The 16,388-nt window shown below is 76.4% G+C and carries 13 protein-coding genes and 1 pseudogene; 8 read left to right on the top strand and 6 right to left on the bottom strand.

What is annotated here, in order from left to right:
• The first annotated feature begins 5 nt into the window (after positions 1 to 5).
• From J1792_RS28015 to J1792_RS28005, 3 genes are read left to right on the top strand one after another with little or no spacing between them, the layout of a single operon-like run.
• Positions 6 to 236: a phosphopantetheine-binding protein gene (locus tag J1792_RS28015; protein ID WP_086575018.1), complete on the top strand. Its 231-nt coding sequence runs from the start codon at positions 6 to 8 to the stop codon at positions 234 to 236.
• Positions 233 to 4,234: a non-ribosomal peptide synthetase gene (locus tag J1792_RS28010; protein WP_207248433.1), complete on the top strand. Its 4,002-nt coding sequence runs from the start codon at positions 233 to 235 to the stop codon at positions 4,232 to 4,234. The genes J1792_RS28015 and J1792_RS28010 overlap by 4 nt, the downstream gene beginning before the upstream one ends.
• A complete protein-coding gene (locus J1792_RS28005; RefSeq protein WP_086574287.1) occupies positions 4,228 to 4,923 on the top strand; it encodes a 4'-phosphopantetheinyl transferase family protein in 696 nt (231 codons plus the stop codon). Before J1792_RS28010 ends, J1792_RS28005 begins: the two co-directional genes overlap by 7 nt.
• Here the strand turns inward: J1792_RS28005 and J1792_RS28000 are convergent.
• Positions 4,920 to 6,428: an alpha/beta hydrolase gene (locus J1792_RS28000; RefSeq protein ID WP_207248432.1), complete on the bottom strand. Its 1,509-nt coding sequence runs from the start codon at positions 6,426 to 6,428 to the stop codon at positions 4,920 to 4,922. The genes J1792_RS28005 and J1792_RS28000 overlap by 4 nt on opposite strands.
• 96 nt (positions 6,429 to 6,524) lie before the next feature.
• Between J1792_RS28000 and J1792_RS27995 the strand changes: the two genes are divergently transcribed.
• On the top strand, positions 6,525 to 7,445 hold the full coding sequence (locus J1792_RS27995) for a helix-turn-helix domain-containing protein (RefSeq protein ID WP_372446188.1): 921 nt from the start codon (positions 6,525 to 6,527) through the stop codon (positions 7,443 to 7,445).
• Positions 7,446 to 7,464: 19 nt separating this feature from the next.
• Here the strand turns inward: J1792_RS27995 and J1792_RS27990 are convergent, their stop codons facing one another.
• Genes J1792_RS27990 through J1792_RS27980 form a run of 3 tightly spaced genes read right to left on the bottom strand, consistent with a single transcriptional unit; the run spans position 7,465 to position 10,608 of the window.
• Positions 7,465 to 8,133, bottom strand: a complete 669-nt coding sequence (locus J1792_RS27990; protein WP_086574291.1) for a response regulator — start codon at positions 8,131 to 8,133, stop codon at positions 7,465 to 7,467.
• Entirely contained in the window at positions 8,130 to 9,434 is a 1,305-nt protein-coding gene (locus J1792_RS27985; protein ID WP_242646632.1) for a sensor histidine kinase, read from the bottom strand. The genes J1792_RS27990 and J1792_RS27985 overlap by 4 nt, the downstream gene beginning before the upstream one ends.
• 10 nt (positions 9,435 to 9,444) lie before the next feature.
• Positions 9,445 to 10,608 (bottom strand): acyltransferase family protein, encoded by a 1,164-nt coding sequence (locus J1792_RS27980; RefSeq protein ID WP_207248431.1) that lies wholly within the window; start codon positions 10,606 to 10,608, stop codon positions 9,445 to 9,447.
• 136 nt (positions 10,609 to 10,744) lie between these two features.
• On the opposite strand from J1792_RS27980, the gene J1792_RS27975 reads away from it, so the two are divergent.
• Positions 10,745 to 11,272, top strand: coding sequence for a GNAT family N-acetyltransferase (locus J1792_RS27975; RefSeq protein ID WP_086574297.1), 528 nt, complete (start codon positions 10,745 to 10,747; stop codon positions 11,270 to 11,272).
• A 140-nt stretch (positions 11,273 to 11,412) separates the two neighbouring features.
• Complete coding sequence (locus J1792_RS27970) at positions 11,413 to 12,720, top strand: RCC1 domain-containing protein (RefSeq protein ID WP_086574294.1); 1,308 nt, start codon at positions 11,413 to 11,415, stop codon at positions 12,718 to 12,720.
• Here the strand turns inward: J1792_RS27970 and J1792_RS27965 are convergent.
• Together J1792_RS27965 and J1792_RS27960 are read right to left on the bottom strand one after the other, a co-directional pair.
• The gene (locus J1792_RS27965) at positions 12,704 to 13,714 is read right to left on the bottom strand and encodes an MBL fold metallo-hydrolase (protein WP_179199094.1); all 1,011 of its coding nucleotides are present in this window, start codon (positions 13,712 to 13,714) and stop codon (positions 12,704 to 12,706) included. The genes J1792_RS27970 and J1792_RS27965 overlap by 17 nt on opposite strands.
• A 79-nt stretch (positions 13,715 to 13,793) precedes the next feature.
• Positions 13,794 to 15,003 (bottom strand): annotated as a pseudogene (locus J1792_RS27960) (aminotransferase class I/II-fold pyridoxal phosphate-dependent enzyme).
• 186 nt (positions 15,004 to 15,189) lie between these two features.
• Here J1792_RS27960 and J1792_RS27955 point away from each other — a divergent pair.
• The gene (locus J1792_RS27955; protein ID WP_207248430.1) at positions 15,190 to 16,017 is read left to right on the top strand and encodes a class I SAM-dependent methyltransferase; all 828 of its coding nucleotides are present in this window, start codon (positions 15,190 to 15,192) and stop codon (positions 16,015 to 16,017) included.
• 10 nt (positions 16,018 to 16,027) lie between these two features.
• Positions 16,028 to 16,378, top strand: coding sequence for a VOC family protein (locus tag J1792_RS27950; RefSeq protein ID WP_207248429.1), 351 nt, complete (start codon positions 16,028 to 16,030; stop codon positions 16,376 to 16,378).
• Positions 16,379 to 16,388: the final 10 nt, after the last annotated feature.

Raw genomic sequence — 16,388 nt, 5'->3', positions numbered from 1 at the left:
CCCCCATGGCCCTCACCCTGGAACAGATCCGCGCCGACGTCGCCGACGTGCTCGGCGAGGACCCCGCCGACATCCCCGACGACGAGAACCTCGTGGACTACGGCCTCGACTCCGTGCGCATCATGACCCTCGTCGAGCGCTGGCGCCGCGACCACGGCACCGAGGTCACCTTCGTCGACCTCGCCGAGAAGCCGGCCATCGAGCAGTGGGCGCCCCTGCTGGGGGCACGGACATGACGGTCTCCGTACTGGGCCGGCCCGTCGGCGGCACCACCCCCACCCGGTCCCCGGGGCCGCGGGGGCTGCCGCTGACGGGCGCCCAGTCGGGCATGTGGTACGTCCAGTCCCTCGACCCGGGCAGCCCCGCCCTCAACACCGCCGAGTACCTCGACATCCACGGCGACGTCGACCCGGTGCGCTTCGCCGAGGCCCTGCACCGCACGGTCGGCGAGGCCGACGCCCTGCGCGTCCGCCTGGTGGACACCCCCGACGGGCCCCGCCAACTGCCCGTCCCCGTCGAGGCGCCCGGCCACGGCTTCCCCCTGCACACCGCCGACCTGCGGGACCAGGGCGACGCCGAGGCGGCCGTCGCCGCCGCCCTGGCCTGGATGCGCGCCGACCTCGCCGTCCCCTTCGACCTCGCGAGCGGTCCCCTCTTCGCCCACGCCCTCCTGCGCGTCGGCGACCGGCGCTGGCTGTGGTACCACCGCGTCCACCACGCCGTCCTCGACGGCTACGGATACGCCCTCGTCGCCCGCCGCGTCGCCGACGTCTACACCGCCCTCGCCGCCGGCGACGACGTGGGCCCCAGCCCCTTCGGCCGGCTCGCCGCGCTCGTCGAGGAGGACGCCGCCTACCGCGACTCCGCCACCTACGAGCGCGACCGCGACCACTGGCGCCGCCACATGGCCGACCGCCCCGCCGTCCCCACGCTCTCCGGCCGCGCCGCGCTGCCCTCGCGCACCACCGTGCGCCACACCGCGCACCTCGGCCCCGAGGCCGCCGCCCGGCTCCGCGAACTCGCCGCGTCCGTGCGCGCCACCTGGCCCGACGTGCTCTTCGCCGCCCAGGCCCTCTACCTCTCCCGTGCCACCGGCAGGCAGGACGTCGTCCTCGGCCTGCCCATGATGGGCCGCATGGGCTCCGTCGCCCTGCGCGTCCCCGGCATGGTGATGAACGTCCTGCCGCTGCGCCTGACCGTCACCCCCGACGCCACCTTCGCCGAGCTCACCCGCCAGGCCGACCTCGGCATCCGCACCGCCCGCCGCCACCAGCGCTACCGCTACGCCGACCTGCGCCGCGACCTCGGCCTCCTCGGCGAGGGCACGGCCCTCGTCGGGCCACTCGTCAACGTCATGCCCTTCGACTACGGCCTGACCTTCGCCGGAGCCCCCTGCGAGGCCCACAACCTCTCCGGCGGACCCGTCGACGACCTGACCGTCGGCATCTACGACCGGGCCGACGGCTCCGGCCTGCGCATCGACTACGACGCCAACCCCGCCTCGTACGAGGACGGCGAGGTCGCCGCCCACCAGCGCCGCTTCCTCGACCTGCTCACCCGCATCGCCGGCAGCGACCCGCACCGGCCGCTGTCCGAGCTGGGCCTCGCCACCGCCGAGGAGCGCGAGCGGGAGCTCACGGAGTTCAACGACACGGCGGCCGCCCTGCCCCCGACCACGCTGATCGGCCCCGTCGAGGCCCGCGCCGCCCGCACCCCGCACGCCACCGCGCTCGTCGCGGACGGGCGGAGCTGGACCTACGCCGAGCTCAACACCCGGGCCAACCGGCTCGCCCGTCACCTCATCGTCCTCGGCGTGCGCCCCGGAGTCCTCGCGGCCGTCGCCCTGCCGCGCTCCGCCGACCTCGTCGTGGCGCTGCTGGCCGTCCTCAAGGCGGGCGGCGCCTATGTGCCGCTGGACGTCGAACACCCCCCGGCCCGCCTCGCGCTCGTCCTCGAGGACACCGCCCCGGCGTGCGTCGTGACGGACACCGCCACGCGCGCCGCGACCCTGCCGGACACCGGCGTCCCCGCCGTCCTCCTGGACGACCCCGCGCTCGCGGCCGAGCTGGACCGGCACCTGCCCACCGACCCCGGCCGCGCCCTCACCCCCCACCACCCCGCGTACGTCATCCACACCTCCGGCTCCACCGGCCGCCCCAAGGGCGTCGTCGTCCCGCACTCCGCGATCGACAACCGGCTGCGCTGGATGCAGGGCGAGTACGGCCTGACCGCCGGCGACCGGGTCCTGCACAAGACGCCCACCGGCTTCGACGTGTCGGTGTGGGAGCTGTTCTGGCCGCTGCGCGAGGGCGCCACCCTCGTGCTCGCCGGGCCCGGCGAGCACCGCGACCCGGCGGCCCTGGCCCGCACCATCCGCGAACACGACGTCACCACCGCCCACTTCGTGCCCTCCGCGCTCGCGCCGTTCCTGGACGAGGCGGACGGCGGGCCGCTGCCGCTGCGACGCGTCTTCGCCAGCGGCGAGACCCTGCCGCGCGCGCTCGCCGACCGCTTCCACGCCACCCTGCCCGGCACCGTGCTGCACAACCTCTACGGGCCCACCGAGGCGGCCGTCGACGTCTCCCACCACCGGTGCGAGCCCGGCGAGAGCGGCCCCGTACCCATCGGGCGGCCCGTCTGGAACACCCGGCTGTACGTCCTCGACGCCGCCCTGCAGCCCTGCCCGCCCGGCGTCACCGGCGAGCTGTACATCGCCGGCGCCCAGCTGGCCACCGGCTACCTCGGCCGGCCGGACCTGACCGCCGCCCGCTTCGTCAGCGACCCCTTCGGGGCGCCCGGCGCCCGCATGTACCGCACCGGCGACCTGGCCCGCAGGCGCGAGGACGGCGCCCTGGACCACGCCGGCCGCGCCGACCGCCAGATCAAGCTGCGCGGCCAGCGCGTCGAACCCGGCGAGATCGAGGCGGCCCTGACGCGGGACGCCCGCGTCGCCGCCGCGTGCGTCACGGTCCGCGAGGACCGCCCCGGCGACCGCCGCCTGGTCGCCCATGTGACTCCGGCCTCGGCGGATGCCGCCGCCGAGGCCGGTCCGCTCGACCCCCGCGCCCTGCGGGCCGCCCTCGCCTCCCGCCTGCCCGAGGCCATGGTGCCCAGCGCCGTCGTGGTGCTGGACGCCTTCCCGCTGGGCCCCAACGGCAAGCTCGACCGTGCGGCGCTGCCCGCCCCGGCCCCGGTCCTCGGCGACCGCCGCCCGGGCGACGCCCGGGAGGAGGCCCTCGCCGGGTTGTTCGCGGACGTGCTCGGCCTCGAGCGGCCGCCCGGCGTGGACGACGGATTCTTCGACCTGGGCGGCGACTCGCTCCTGGCCGCGCGCCTCGTCGCCCGCGTACGGGCCGCGCTCGGCGCCGACCTCGACCTGGGCACGCTCTTCCGGGCCCCCACCCCGGCCGCCCTCGCCGCCCGCATCGCCGACGGCCCGGCGGACGACGCGCTCGGCCCCCTGCTGCCGCTGCGCCGCACCGGCTCGCGCACCCCGCTGTTCGTCCTGCCGCCCGCCGTGGGCCTGGGCTGGTGCTACGCGGGCCTGGCGGCCCGGCTCGGCGCCGACCAGCCGGTGTACGCGCTCCAGGCGCGCGGCCTCGCCGACGGCACGCCGCCCGCCGGCGGCCTCGAGGAGATGGCCGCCGACTGCCTGGCCCGCATCCGCGAGGTCCACCCGCACGGCCCCTACCGGCTGCTGGGCTGGTCCTTCGGCGGCAACCTCGCCCACGCGGTCGCCGTACTGCTGCGGGCGGCCGGCGAGAAGGTGGAGCTGCTCGCGCTGCTGGACTCCTACCCCGGCGACGCCCTGCGCGGCGGACCCGTACCGGCCGAGGCCGACGCGTTCGCGGACCTGCTGCGGATGGCGGGCGAGGAGCCCGCCGGGGCCGCCCCGGTGACCCGGCGGCAGGTCGTCGAGGCCCTGCGCGAGGAGAGCGGCATGCCGGCCGCCGTGCTGCGGGAGGAGACGGTCGCCGCGATGGCCCGTATCGCCGTCCACCACGCGGGGCTGACCCGGCGGCACCGGCCGGGCGTCTTCGACGGCGACGTCCTCTTCTTCACGGCCGCCGCGCCCGGCGGCGCGGACCGGCCGTCGCGGCACACGTGGCGCCCGTACGTCGGCGGCGATGTGATCAACCGTGACCTGGACTGCCCGCACGCCGCGATGACCCGGCCCGGCCCCGTCGACGCGATCGCCGAGACCCTGGCCCGGTACCTGGGGGAGAGATGCTGACCCACGCGGACGTACGGCTGCTGGGCCGCGACACGCCCCCCGGGCCGTGGCGCCCGGGCGGCGGCGCCCCGCACGTCTGGCTGCTGCGCATACCCGACGGCGGCGCGCCCTGGCCCCAGGACGATCTGGACGCGACGGAACGGGCCCGGGCGGCCGGCTTCGTACGCCCCCTGCACCGCGACCGCTACGTCGCCTCCCACGCCGGCCTGCGCCGGCTGCTCGGCGCCTACCTGGCCCAGCCGCCGGGCGCCGTGGAGCTGACCCGCGAGCCCTGCCCGGGCTGCGGCGAGCCCCACGGCCGCCCGGCGGTCGCCGGCTCCCCGATGCACTTCAACCTCTCGCACGCCGGCGAACTGGCCCTCTTCGCCTTCTCGGACACCCCCGTGGGCGCGGACGTGGAGCAGGTCCAGCCGCCGTCCGTCGTCGCCGAGGTGTCGCGGATGCTGCACCCGACGGAGACCGCCGAACTGGACGTCCTGCCCGAACACGCCCGACCGGCCGCCTTCGCCCGGTGCTGGACCCGCAAGGAGGCCTACCTCAAGGGCACGGGCACGGGCCTCGCCGAAAGCCCCTCGGCCACCTACGTCGGCGCCGGCCCGGCCCCGGCCGCGCCGCCCGGCTGGACCCTGACCGACGTCGACGCGGGCCCGGGCTACGCGGCCGCCATAGCGGTGGCCGCCGCGCGCTAGCCCTCCAGGTGCGCCAGCACGGAGCGCACCGCATGGTCCAGGGCGTGGCGTGCCGCGTCGGTGTGGTCGAGCGTCTCGAAGCCGTGGTGGCCGAGCGGCACGTCGATCACCTCGACGTCGGCGGCGCAGGCCGTGGCGGCGGCCAGGAACTCCTCGACCGTCGCCGCGATCTCCGGGCGCTCCAGCTCCACCCGGGTCAGTACGACCGGCAGGCGGCCCGCGGCGGGCAGGGCCGCCGCCGGACGGAAGCGGGAGTCGCCCATGCCCCAGTTCGGCAGCGGCGCGAGGATGGGGTACGTCGCCGCCACGCAGCGCAGCCACGGCGGGGGCGCGGAGAGCCAGTCCGCCGACAGCGGCCCGCCGCCGGAGAAGAACCACAGCGCGACGCGGTCCGCGTCGACGCGCGGATCGGCCCGGACGAGCTCGACCGCCGCGGCGACGTCCTCGGCGGCGCGCTCGTAGTCGGTGATGTCGTGCAGCCGGTGGTCCAGGGTCACACCGACCGCTCCCAGGCTCGCCGTGTACCGGCCGTAGCCGACGAAGGACGGCCAGTCGCGCGGTGTCGGCTCCACGCCGGCCGGGAGCGGGCCGCCATGGACGAACACCACCGCCGGGCTGGGGCCGTCGGCGTCGGGCAGGTACAGATCGACGTGTCCCGTCCGCTCACGCGGCCGCTCGGGCACGTCGATGAGGAAGGGCCGCTGGTGGGCGGGCGGCTCGCACGCCGTCGCCGCCAGCCGGTGCCCCTCTCCCGCCGCGGCCCGGAGCAGCACGCCGGCCAGCTCGTCGGGGACGGAGAGCATCGGCCAGTGCCCGGTGTGGAGTTCGAAGAAGCCCACCCTGGGGTGGGCGAGCGCCTGCAGACGGGGATCGCCGAGCCGCACCAGGGACTCGACCGTCTCGATGCTCGAGCCGTTGCCCGTGCACAGGACGCCGGTCGTCGGCAGCCCGAAGGCCGCCTCCGGCAGCCGGAGCGGCTGGGTGAGCGTGCCGGCCGGCTGCGGCGCGGCCCGCTCGGTCAGCCGCGCGAGCGCCTCGGCGGGGACGCCGGCGGTACTGCCCCAGCGCTCCCACTCCTCCACCGCGGGCGGCGGGACCGGCCGGTCGTCCCCGGCCTGGCCGTCCCGGCCCAGCAGCCGGCCGGCCGGCGTCGGGCCGGGGATCGACGTGACGGCCGGGTCGCCGCCCCGGGGCATGAGCGTGTCCACGTAGACGACCCGTGAGATCCGCTCCGGGCGCCGGCCGGCGGCGCCGAGCGCGGGGTGGACGCCGTAGCAGTGACCGACCATCACCACCTCGTCCGCGTCCACCTCGTCGATCACCCGCACCACGTCCTCGATGTGCGTCTCCAGGTCCGTGCCCGGCCCGGCCGGGCGGTGGGCGTCACCCATGCCCGTGAGCGTCACCGGATGGGCCTCGGCCCCCGACTCCCGCAGCCGGCCGGCCACGTCCTGCCACACCCAGCCGCCCGTGTGGAGGCCCGCCACCAGGATGAATGCCGTCATCAACGTCTCCTCGCTCGCCAAGTCCGCGGGGGCGGCCCGACCGGCCGTCCGCGCTCGTGGGTACGGTAGGAACTCCTGCTGGGGGAGGTTCAAGTCGTGTCACCTGACGGCATGTGGAGCATCGGGGAGCTCGCCGAGCGCGCGGGCGTCACGGTCAAGACCGTCCGCTTCTACTCCGACGGCGGCCTGCTGCCCGAGGGCCGCCGCAGCGCCGGCGGCCACCGCCGCTACGGCCCCGAGGCCCTCGACCGGCTGCGCCTGATCCGCTCCCTGCGCGCCCTGGACGTGCCGGTGACGGACGTGAACCGGATCCTGGACCGGGAGGACGCGCTGGAGGACGTCGTCGCGGACCGGCTGCGCGAGGTCGGCTCGCACCTGGCCGCCCTGCGCTGGCGGGAGGCCGCCCTCCGGCTGATCCAGGACTGCGCCCCGCACGAACGCGCCGAACGGCTGCGCCTGGTCGGCGCCGTGAGCAGCCCGCCCAGCACGGCCGCGCTGGCGCGTTTCTGGCGGTGCTGGCTGCCCCCGAGGCTCCCGGCCCGGGTGCTCTCCGCCGTCCTGGAACGGTCCGTTCCGCAGCCTCCCGACGATCCGAGCCCGGCCCAGGTGCTGGCCTTCGCCCGCCTGCACGCCTTCGTCACCGGCGACTGCCTCGGCGGTACCACCGGCTGCCAGCCCGTCGTCCACCGGCCAGACACCGGCTACCGTCCCGCCGTGCTCTACGACGGTCTCGTCGAGGCGTTCGCCCTGGCCGCGCCGCACCTGACGGCGCACCGGCCGCCCCACGAGGGCGAGGCCCTCGACTGCTTCGTCGACGCCCACGCCCGTGCCAGCGGCGCCAAGGACACCCCCGCCTTCCGCCGCGGGCTCGGCCGGATGCTCGCCACCGAGCCCCGCATCGACCGGTACTGGCAGCTCACCGCCGAGCTGACCGGCCCGTCACGGCCGACCGCCGGGGCCTGCCACGACTGGCTCCACACCGCCCTGGACGACCGGAGCGCCCGGTCGGCCGCCTGAGCCTCGGCGCCCGGGGGCTTCAGTAGCCCGCGGGCCTGACCAGGCCCGTCTCGTACGCGAAGACCGCCGCCTGCGTGCGGTCGCGCAGCCCCAGCTTCATGAGGATCCGCCCCACATGGGTCTTCACCGTCTGCTCGGCCAGCACCAGCCCCTCGGCTATCTCGCCGTTCGACAGGCCCTGGGCGATCAGGGACAGCACCTCGGTCTCGCGTTCCGTCAGGGCGCCCACGCGGTCCTTGAGCGGGGCGCGCGGGGTGCCCGTCATGCGGGAGAACTCGGCGATCAGCCGCTTGGTGATGTTCGGGGCCAGCAGGGCGTCACCGGCCGCCACCACCCTGACCGCCTGGGCGAGTTCCTCCGCCGAGGCGTCCTTCAGCAGGAAGCCCGACGCGCCCGCGCGCAGCGCCTCGTAGACGTACTCGTCCAGGTCGAAGGTGGTCAGGACGAGCACCTTCACCGCGCCGTCGGCCGCCCGCGTCAGGCGGCGCGTCGCCTCGATGCCGCCCAGCTCGGGCATGCGGATGTCCATCAGCACGACGTCCGGGGCCAGTTCGGCGGCCCGGTCGACGGCCTCCAGGCCGTTGACCGCCTGGCCCACCACCTCGATGTCCGGTTCCGCGTTCAGCAGGACCGTGAAGCCCTGGCGGACCAGCATCTGGTCGTCGGCGATCATCACCCGGATGGTCATGCGTGCGCGTCCTCTGCCGTAGGAGTGGGGAGTTCGGCCATCACCTCGTAGCCACCGCCCGGAGCCGGGCCGGTGACCAGGTCGCCGCCCAGCATCGCGGCCCGCTCCCGCATCCCCAGCAGGCCGTGGCCCGCGCCCGGCGAGGGCCGGGCCGGGCGGGCGGGGGCGGTGTTGGCGACGCGGAGCGTGAGCGCCGCCGGGCCGTACCCGACGTCCACCCGCACGCTCGCGCCGGGCGCGTGCCGCATCGCGTTGCTGAGGGCCTCCTGCGCGATGCGGAACGCGGACAGCTCCACGCCGGGGGAGAGCGGACGCACCTCTCCCGACCGCCGGACCTCCACCGTCACCCCGGCGCCCCGCACGTTGTCCACCAGCTCGTCCAGCCGGTCCAGGCCGGGCTGCGGCGCGTGCCGCGCCCCGTCCGCCGTGGCGTCCTCGGAGCGCAGCACGCCCAGCACCTGGCGCAGCTCCGTCAGCGCCTCGAGGGCGTTCTGCCGGATGCCGGCGAGGTTCTCCCTCAGCTCGTCGGAGGGGTCCCGCACCAGGTGGGGCGCGACCTGGGCCTGGATGGAGATCACCGACATGTGGTGGGCGACCACGTCGTGCAGCTCGCGGGCGATGCGGTTGCGCTCCTCCAGCAGGGTGCGCCGGGCGCGTTCCTCCGTGGTGAGCACCTCCTGCTCGACCAGCCGCGTCCGGGCCACCCGGCCGGTGCGCAGCGACGCGCCGACCACCACCGCTCCCACCAGATAGCCGACGGCCCGGGTCAGGACCTGGTTGTGGTCGTGGTCCGCGAGTTCCATGTTGGCCACGCCGGCCAGCACGGTGATCGCCAGCGCCTCGGCGGCGACCCGGGGACGCACCCGCAGCGCGAGCAGGAACAGGAGCATGGTCTGCAGGGCGACGCCCGAGATGCTCCAGGGCCACAGCATGTCGTGGCCGACGCGGTTGTCCCCGGCGTACGCGATCAGGAAGAGCGCGCCGGTCGACAGCCACCAGGCGGCCACGGGGCGGGACATGACGAGGACGACCGCCGACGCCTGGACGGCGATGAGCAGTTCCACGAACAGCGGGGCCCACTGGATCGCCCGCTCGTACTCGCTGAGATTGGCGACGCCCACGGCCACCGCGAACAGCACCACGTGGGCGTGCGGCAGCCGGCCCAGCCACGCCTGGCGCGGCAGCGGGTCGCGGGCCAGCGTGAACAGGTCCTCGCGCAGGGCGCGCGGCACCGCCGCCAGGGCCCTCGACAGCCGTCGACTCACCTTTTCCGCGCCCGCCTTCGCGCCCCCCATGCTCATCCGGCCCATCCTAGGCACGCCGTGCCACCGGCACCGGGGCGGGGCGCCCCTCGCGCACCACCGTGCTGCCGCCCCGCGACCGCCCCTGCTCGAACCGGCGGAACACCGCCCAGCACCCCAGCAGCGTCACCGCGAACACCGGCAGCCAGGCCAGCCGCGCGAGCGCCCAGCCGAAACCGTCCGGAACCGTGTGCAGCCCGGGCAGGTCCGCGCCCGCCGCCAGAGTGAGCCCGGTGACGGCCATCATGGCCGTCTGGTGCCAGAGGAAGATCGTCATGGCCGACAGGTTCACCAGGGCCACCGCCGCCCAGACCGCCGGGCGCCGCAGCACCCGCCGCAGCGGGCCGAGCAGCAGCAGGGCCGCCCCGCACTGGGCGAGGCCGAAGGCGACGGCCGCGAGGGTGGGAGGGTTGAGGTTGGAGATCCGGGCGCCGGGCACCCCGACCATGGACGCCGGGTAACCGGCCCACAGGACGAGCCCGGCGGTGGCGAAGGCCCCGCCGGCCAGCAGCACCCAGCCCGTCCTGCGGCCCGACAGGCGACCGCGCGACCAGGCCGCGCCCAGGCAGTACGGCACCAGCCAGCCGGCGGCCACGTTGATCCACCCCAGCCACCCGGGCCCGCCCAGCGCGAACCGCGCGAGGTCGACGGACAGCACGACGGCCAGGGGCCACAGCGGGTGCAGCCGGGCGACCAGGGGCGTCGCCGCCGTCAGCGCGGAGAACACCAGCAGGAACCACAGCGGCGAGAGCACCAGCTTGACCAGCGTGTGCACGGTCCCCGCGGTGGCGCCCGCCGCCACCAGCGCGCCCGTCACCACGGCCCACACCGCCAGCACCGCGGCCACCGGCCGGAACAGCCGCGTCAGCCGGCCGCCGAGCCACCGCCCGTACGTCGTGCCCCGCGCGCGGGCCGAGCGGTAACCGGCCGCGCCCACCTGCCCGCCGACCAGGAAGAAGACGGCCAGGGTCTGGAAGAGCCAGGAGGCGGGGGTGAGTTCGGGCAGGTGCCGGAGCGGGCTGTCGCCGTGCAGCGTGCCGCTGTCGGCGACCAGGGCCGTCACCAGCCAGTGGCCGAGCACCACGCCCAGGATGGCGAACGCGCGCAGGGCGTCCACGGCCCGGTCGCGGCCGGGCGGCGTCGCGGAGTCGATCCGCCGGATGAGTTCATGCATGGGCGGATCGTGCTCCGCGCACACCCCGGACCGCGTCGCACCGCAGAGCTCACTCGCGCGTGATACCGGGGTATGACCGGTAGGGGTACGAGCGGCAGGGGATGCGGCCGGGGGAAGGGGGCAGGATGCGGGCATGGTGACCACCCTGCGAACGCCCCGACTGACGCTGCGCCGTTGGCGCGAGGACGACGTCGCCCCCATGGCGGCCATCAACGCCGATCCCGAGGTGATGCGCTGGGTCGGCGACGGGTCCGCGCGCGACCGGGCCGCGACCGAGGACGGCATCGCCGCGTGGGAGCGGGAGTGGGAGCAACGCGGCCTGGGGCCGTTCGCCGTCGAGGTCCGGGAAACCGGCCGGCTGGCCGGCATGGCGGGCCTGACCGTGCCCGACTTCCTGCCGGAGATCCTGCCCGCCGTGGAGATCGGCTGGCGGCTCGGGCGGCCGTACTGGGGGCGGGGGCTGGCCACCGAGGCGGCGCGCGTCGTGCTGGACTTCGCGCTGCGCGACCGCGGCCTGGCCCGGGTGGTCGGCGTGCACGCGGTGGGCGACGCCGCCTCCGAGGCGGTCCTGCGCACCCTGGGCATGCGGCCGGAACGCGAGACGACGCACCCGGCGTACGGGCTGCCCCTGTGCGTACACGTGATCGAGACGCGATGCGCATGACCGGGACGCGTCGGGCGTGACCGGAGCGCGCCGCGGGGCGCTCCCGGGCGGGGGCGTCACCCGTTCGGCCGCAGCGCACGTGCCGGGGCCCGGTGCGGCGACCAGCGTGGAGGGCAGCGCGCCGCGATTCAGGAGGGCCCATGTCCGTGCACTTTGCCGAGCGGGAGTCGGACGACCCGGCGGACGACCGGCCCGGTGATCCGGCGTCGCCCCGCACCGCCGGGCCGCTCGCCGCCGCCGGGCTCGGCGCGCACGGGCAGGTCTCCGGGATCCTCGAGGCGGCCGGGGACGAGTACGTCCGGGCGATCGCCGCCGGCCACTACCACAGCCTCGCGGTGACCGACGGCGGACGGCTGCTGGCCGCCGGGATGGACGAGGACGGGCAGGTGACGGGCATCGTGGCGGCCGCGAGCGGCAAACCCGTCGCCCTGGTCGCCGCCGGCAGCTTCCACAGCCTGGCCCTCACCCGCGACGGCCGGCTCCTCGCCGCCGGCAAGGACCACAACGACCAGGTCTCCGGGATCCTCGCGGCGGCCCGGGACCGGCGGGTCACGGCGGCCGACGGCGGCACGGTCCACTCGGTGGCGGCGACCGCCGAGGGCGAGCTCCTCGCGGCGGGGCACGACGGGGACGGCCAGGTGTCGGGCATCCTGGCGGCCGCCCGGGGGCGGCGGGTCGCCGCCGTCGCCGCCGGGGACTTCCACACGCTCGCCGTGACCCAGGACGGTCGGCTGATCGCGGCGGGACGGGACGAGGACGGGCAGGTGTCGGGGATCCTGGCCGCCGCCCGCGACAAGAAGGTCGTCGCCGTCTCGGCCGCCGCCCTGCAGAGCCTGGCGGTGACCGACGACGGGCAGCTGCTGGCGGCGGGCCGGGACGGCAACCACCAGGTCTCGGGACTGGTGAGGGAGGCTCAGGGCCGCCGGATCGGCGCCGTGGCGGCCGGCAGCCTGCACAGCCTGGCCGTGACCCTGGACGGGGAGCTGCTGGCCGCCGGGAAGGACGGGGACGCCCAGGTGTCGGGAATCCTCGCGGCGGTGGCGGGCCGGCCCCTCGCACTGGTCGCAGCGGGCGGCTTCCACAGCCTGGCCGTGATCGCCCCGGACGGGCCCAGGGGGCGCACGGTCGGCGCCGACCTCCGCCGCGAGGCAGGCCCGGAGGAAGGGTGCTCGCTGCGCCTGCTGCCCGGGCACGAGGGCATCGACGGCCTCGCCGACGTGGCGCTCGAAGGCGGCGGGGCGGCCCGCGTGTTCCGGGTCAGGGAGGGGGCCGCGGTGCGGCTGGTGGTCCGGGAAGGGGAGCACGTGGTGGGGGAGGGGGTGCTGTACTTCACCTACGAAGAGGCGACCGGCGTGGTCGGCGTCGACACCCGGGCCAGCCGCTTCCCCTCGCATCTGACGTGCACCTCGCACGGGGCGAACCGCTTCACGTTCACGTGGCACAAGTGAGCACGCGCGACGCCCCCACCGGCAGGTCCCACAGGTCCCCCCGGGGCCGCCCGCTCGCCTCCCAGGCCGCCCGCACCCGGCGCAGCGGCTCCAGCGGCGGCTCGGCGGACAGCAGGAACGTCGACCAGTGCATGGGGGCCATGGCCCGGGCGCCGAGGTCGGCGCACGCCCGTACGGCCTCCTCCGGGTCCGTGTGCACCGGGCCCAGCATCCAGCGCGGGTCGTACGCGCCGATGGGCAGCAGGGCGAGGTCGATGCCGGCGTAGCGCTCGCCGATGCGCTCGAACCAGTGGCCGTAGCCGGAGTCGCCCGCGAAGTACACCCGCCCGCCTCCGCCCGGCGCGGTGATCACCCAGCCGCCCCACAGCGAGCGGCAGGTATCGGTCAGGGTGCGTTTGCTCCAGTGGTGGGCCGGCACGAAGTCGAAGCGGACCGGCCCGGCCGGGCCCGGCAGCTCCACGGCCTCCCACCAGTCCAGCTCGGTGACACGGGTGAAGCCCCGGCGGCGGGCCCAGGCGGCCAGGCCCGCCGGGAGCAGGAGATGGGTGTCGCGGGGCAGCCGCTTGAGGGTGGGGGCGTCGAGGTGGTCGTAGTGGTTGTGGCTGATGACGACCGCGTCGACGCGGGGCAGGTTCTCCCATGGCACGCCGACCGGGGTCACCCGGGGCGGGGTGCCCAGGATCCGGCGCGACCAGACGGGGTCGGTCAGGACCGTGAGGCCGCCCGTGGCGACGACCCAGCTCGCATGGCCCGCCCACGTCAGGGCCGTGGTGGCGGCGTCGACCACGGGCAGCGGGCCCGGCTCGACCGGCAGGCCGGCCAGCTCCCGCAGCGACTCGGCGCCGGGCCGCAGCCGCCCCTCGCGGGCGAGCCGGGCCACGGCTCTGACGCCCGGCAGCGGCGCGGTGAGGCGGTCGGTGAACGACCGGGGCCAGGTGCGGACCTCGCCGAGGGGACGCGGTTCCGCGAGGGGGCGCTCGGTCTGTTCGGTCATCTGGGGCTCCATTCGTGGGGAACCGGAACCTTCAGGGGGCGGCGCGGGCGAGGCCGCGCGCTCCCCGACCGACGGTAGATCAGGAAGCGGCCAGTTCACTGAACGCCGATCCAAAAGTGGACAACGCCTGCGCGACGTCCGGATCCGCGAGGGGGTCGGGCGCGTCGAGGGCGCGCCTCCGCCCCTCCTCGGCGGCGCCGAGCAGCGGCGGCGTGGACAGCCGCACCCGCAGCGAGTCGGGGGCGTCGCCGAAGCGGTGGCCGCCGGGGACGGGATGGCCGAGCGCCGCGCTCAGGTGGGCCTCCAGCTCGACGGAGTCGGTGATGCCGCGGGCGGCCAGGGCGTCGCGCTGCTCGCCGAGGTCGGCGTAGAGGTGGGGGCCGGTGCGCGGCGGCCGGCACAGCACCCCGGCCGCGTCCAGCCGTTCGCGGACGGCGGTGCCCAGGAGTCCGTAGAGCCGGGCGGTGGCGGCGGGTGCGGGCGCGGACGGGGCCGGGCTCGGCCAGCGCGTAGCGCACGGCGGCGGCGACGGGCGGGGTCAGTTCCGCCCGTACGGCCGTCAGGAGCGAGGTGGCACGGGCCAGCAGGGCCGGGCCGGCGCCGCCGGCGGGGAAGCGGGCGACGGCGGCCGGCCAGGCGGCGGGGGTGAGGGGGCCGGCGAGGTCGGTGAGGACGACGACCTGGTCGGGGTACATCTCGGCGGGGCTGACGAAGACCGTCTCGTGCGGGTCGTGGAGGGTGTCGCGCCAGGTCTCGTCGCTGACGACCGTCAGTTCCTCGGCGGCCGCCGCCTCGCAGACCTCGTGCAGGATCTCGGGCGGCGCGACGGTGCCGGTGGTGTCGTCGGCGACGGACAGCACCAGGAAGCGCGGCCGCCCGCCCTCCGCGCGGATCCGCCGCACGGTCTCCAGCAGCGCGAACGGGTCGGGCACGCCGCCGCACTCGGCCGGCACGCCCACGTGGTAGGCCAGCCGCCCGGCCAGGCGGGCGAGCGGGCTGTAGGAGGCGGCGCAGGGGCGGGTGAGCAGCACCTCGCCGCCCGCCGAGGCGAACAGGGCCAGCAGCAGGGGCTGGGCGCCGGGGGCGGCGACGACCAGCTCGGGCTCGCACGGCAGGCCGCGCCGGGACCAGTAGCCGCACGCGGCCTCGCGCAGGGGCCGCCCGCCGCCGACCGGCTCGGGGACGAAGTCCGCGGCCGCCTCCGCCAGCCGCCCGGCGAGTTCCGGCAGGACGGGCAGTCCGCGCTCGGCGGCCGGGGGAGCGGAGAGCGCCGCGGGATTCCACTGCATCCGCACGTCCCTCCGTACCTCACCCGGGGTCTTGCGTCCACCTTGGCAGATCACGGCCCGCGCGGCCGGGCCGACACGGGCGGCCGGGTGAGGAGGCGTCCCGGATGGCGAGAAGGGACTCTCGCGATACGAGACGGCGCGCGTACGGTGAGGAGCGCCACGTCATGACGGAGCGAAGGGACCACCATGCCCGAAGCGCGGAACGACCGGAAAGAGCAGGTGTACATCCACGGCCACCACGAGTCCGTGGTGCGGTCCCACGGCCGGCGCCGGGCCGCCGACTCGGCCGCCTACCTGCTGCCCGAGCTCAGGCCCCACCACCGCGTCCTGGACATCGGCTGCGGCCCGGGCAGCATCACCGCCGACCTGGCGGCCCTGGTGCCCCAGGGGCATGTGACCGGCCTCGACGCGGCCGGCGGCATCCTCGCCCGGGCCCGCGACGCCGCCCGTGAACGCGGCGTCGACAACGTCGACTTCGCCGTCGGCGACGCGGGCGCCCTCGACTTCCCCGACGGCTCGTTCGACGTCGTCCACGCCCACCAGGTGCTCCAGTACCTCGCCGACCCGGTCGCCGCCCTGCGCGAGATGCGCCGCGTGTGCCGCCCGGGCGGCGTCGTGGCCGTACGCGACGTGGTCTACACGGCCATGACCTGGTACCCGCGCGTCCCGGGCCTGGAGGACTGGCAGCGCCTGTACGTGGGCGTCGCCCGGGCCGGCGGCGGCGAGCCGGACGCCGGGAGCCGGCTGCTGGGCTGGGCCCGGCGGGCGGGCCTGACCGACGTCACCGCCACGGCGGGCGCCTGGTGCTACGCGGGGCAGGAGCAACGCACCTGGTGGAGCGGCCTGTGGGCGGACCGCACGCTCTCCTCGCCCTTCGCCGGCCTCGCGGTCGCGGGAGGACACACGGACCGGGCGGGCCTGGAAGCGATCGCGCGGGCCTGGCGGGAGTGGGGCCGTCACGAGGACGCGTGGTTCTCGGTGCTGAACGGCGAACTGCTCTGCAGGGTCAACTAGCCTGGTTTTCATGAACATTCTGGGGACTTCGCTACGGGTGTGCGTCAGTGATCTGGAAGCGTCCATCGCGGTGTACGAACGACTGACGGGGGCCGAGGCGCTGCGCTTCCGGCGGGGCGGGGTCTCCGTCGCGGCGGTCGGCTGCTTCTTCCTCATGAGCGGACCGGAATCGGAGGTGTCGGTACTGCGGAAGATCGCGGCGACGATCGCGGTCACGGACGTCGACGAGGCGCTCGTCGATCTCCAGGCGGTGGGGGCCGACATCATCGCCGGGCCCGTGCCGACGCCCATCGGCCGGAATCTGGTGGCCCGGCACCCGGACGGATCGGTGTTCGAGTACGTGGACCGCAAGGCGGCGTGAGCCGACGCGC

The organism is Streptomyces triculaminicus (assembly GCF_017349075.1).
Taxonomy (GTDB): Bacteria; Actinomycetota; Actinomycetes; order Streptomycetales; family Streptomycetaceae; genus Streptomyces; species Streptomyces triculaminicus.
The sequence above is the reverse complement of the archived record's forward strand: the minus strand, read 5'-3'. Positions and strand labels throughout refer to the sequence as shown.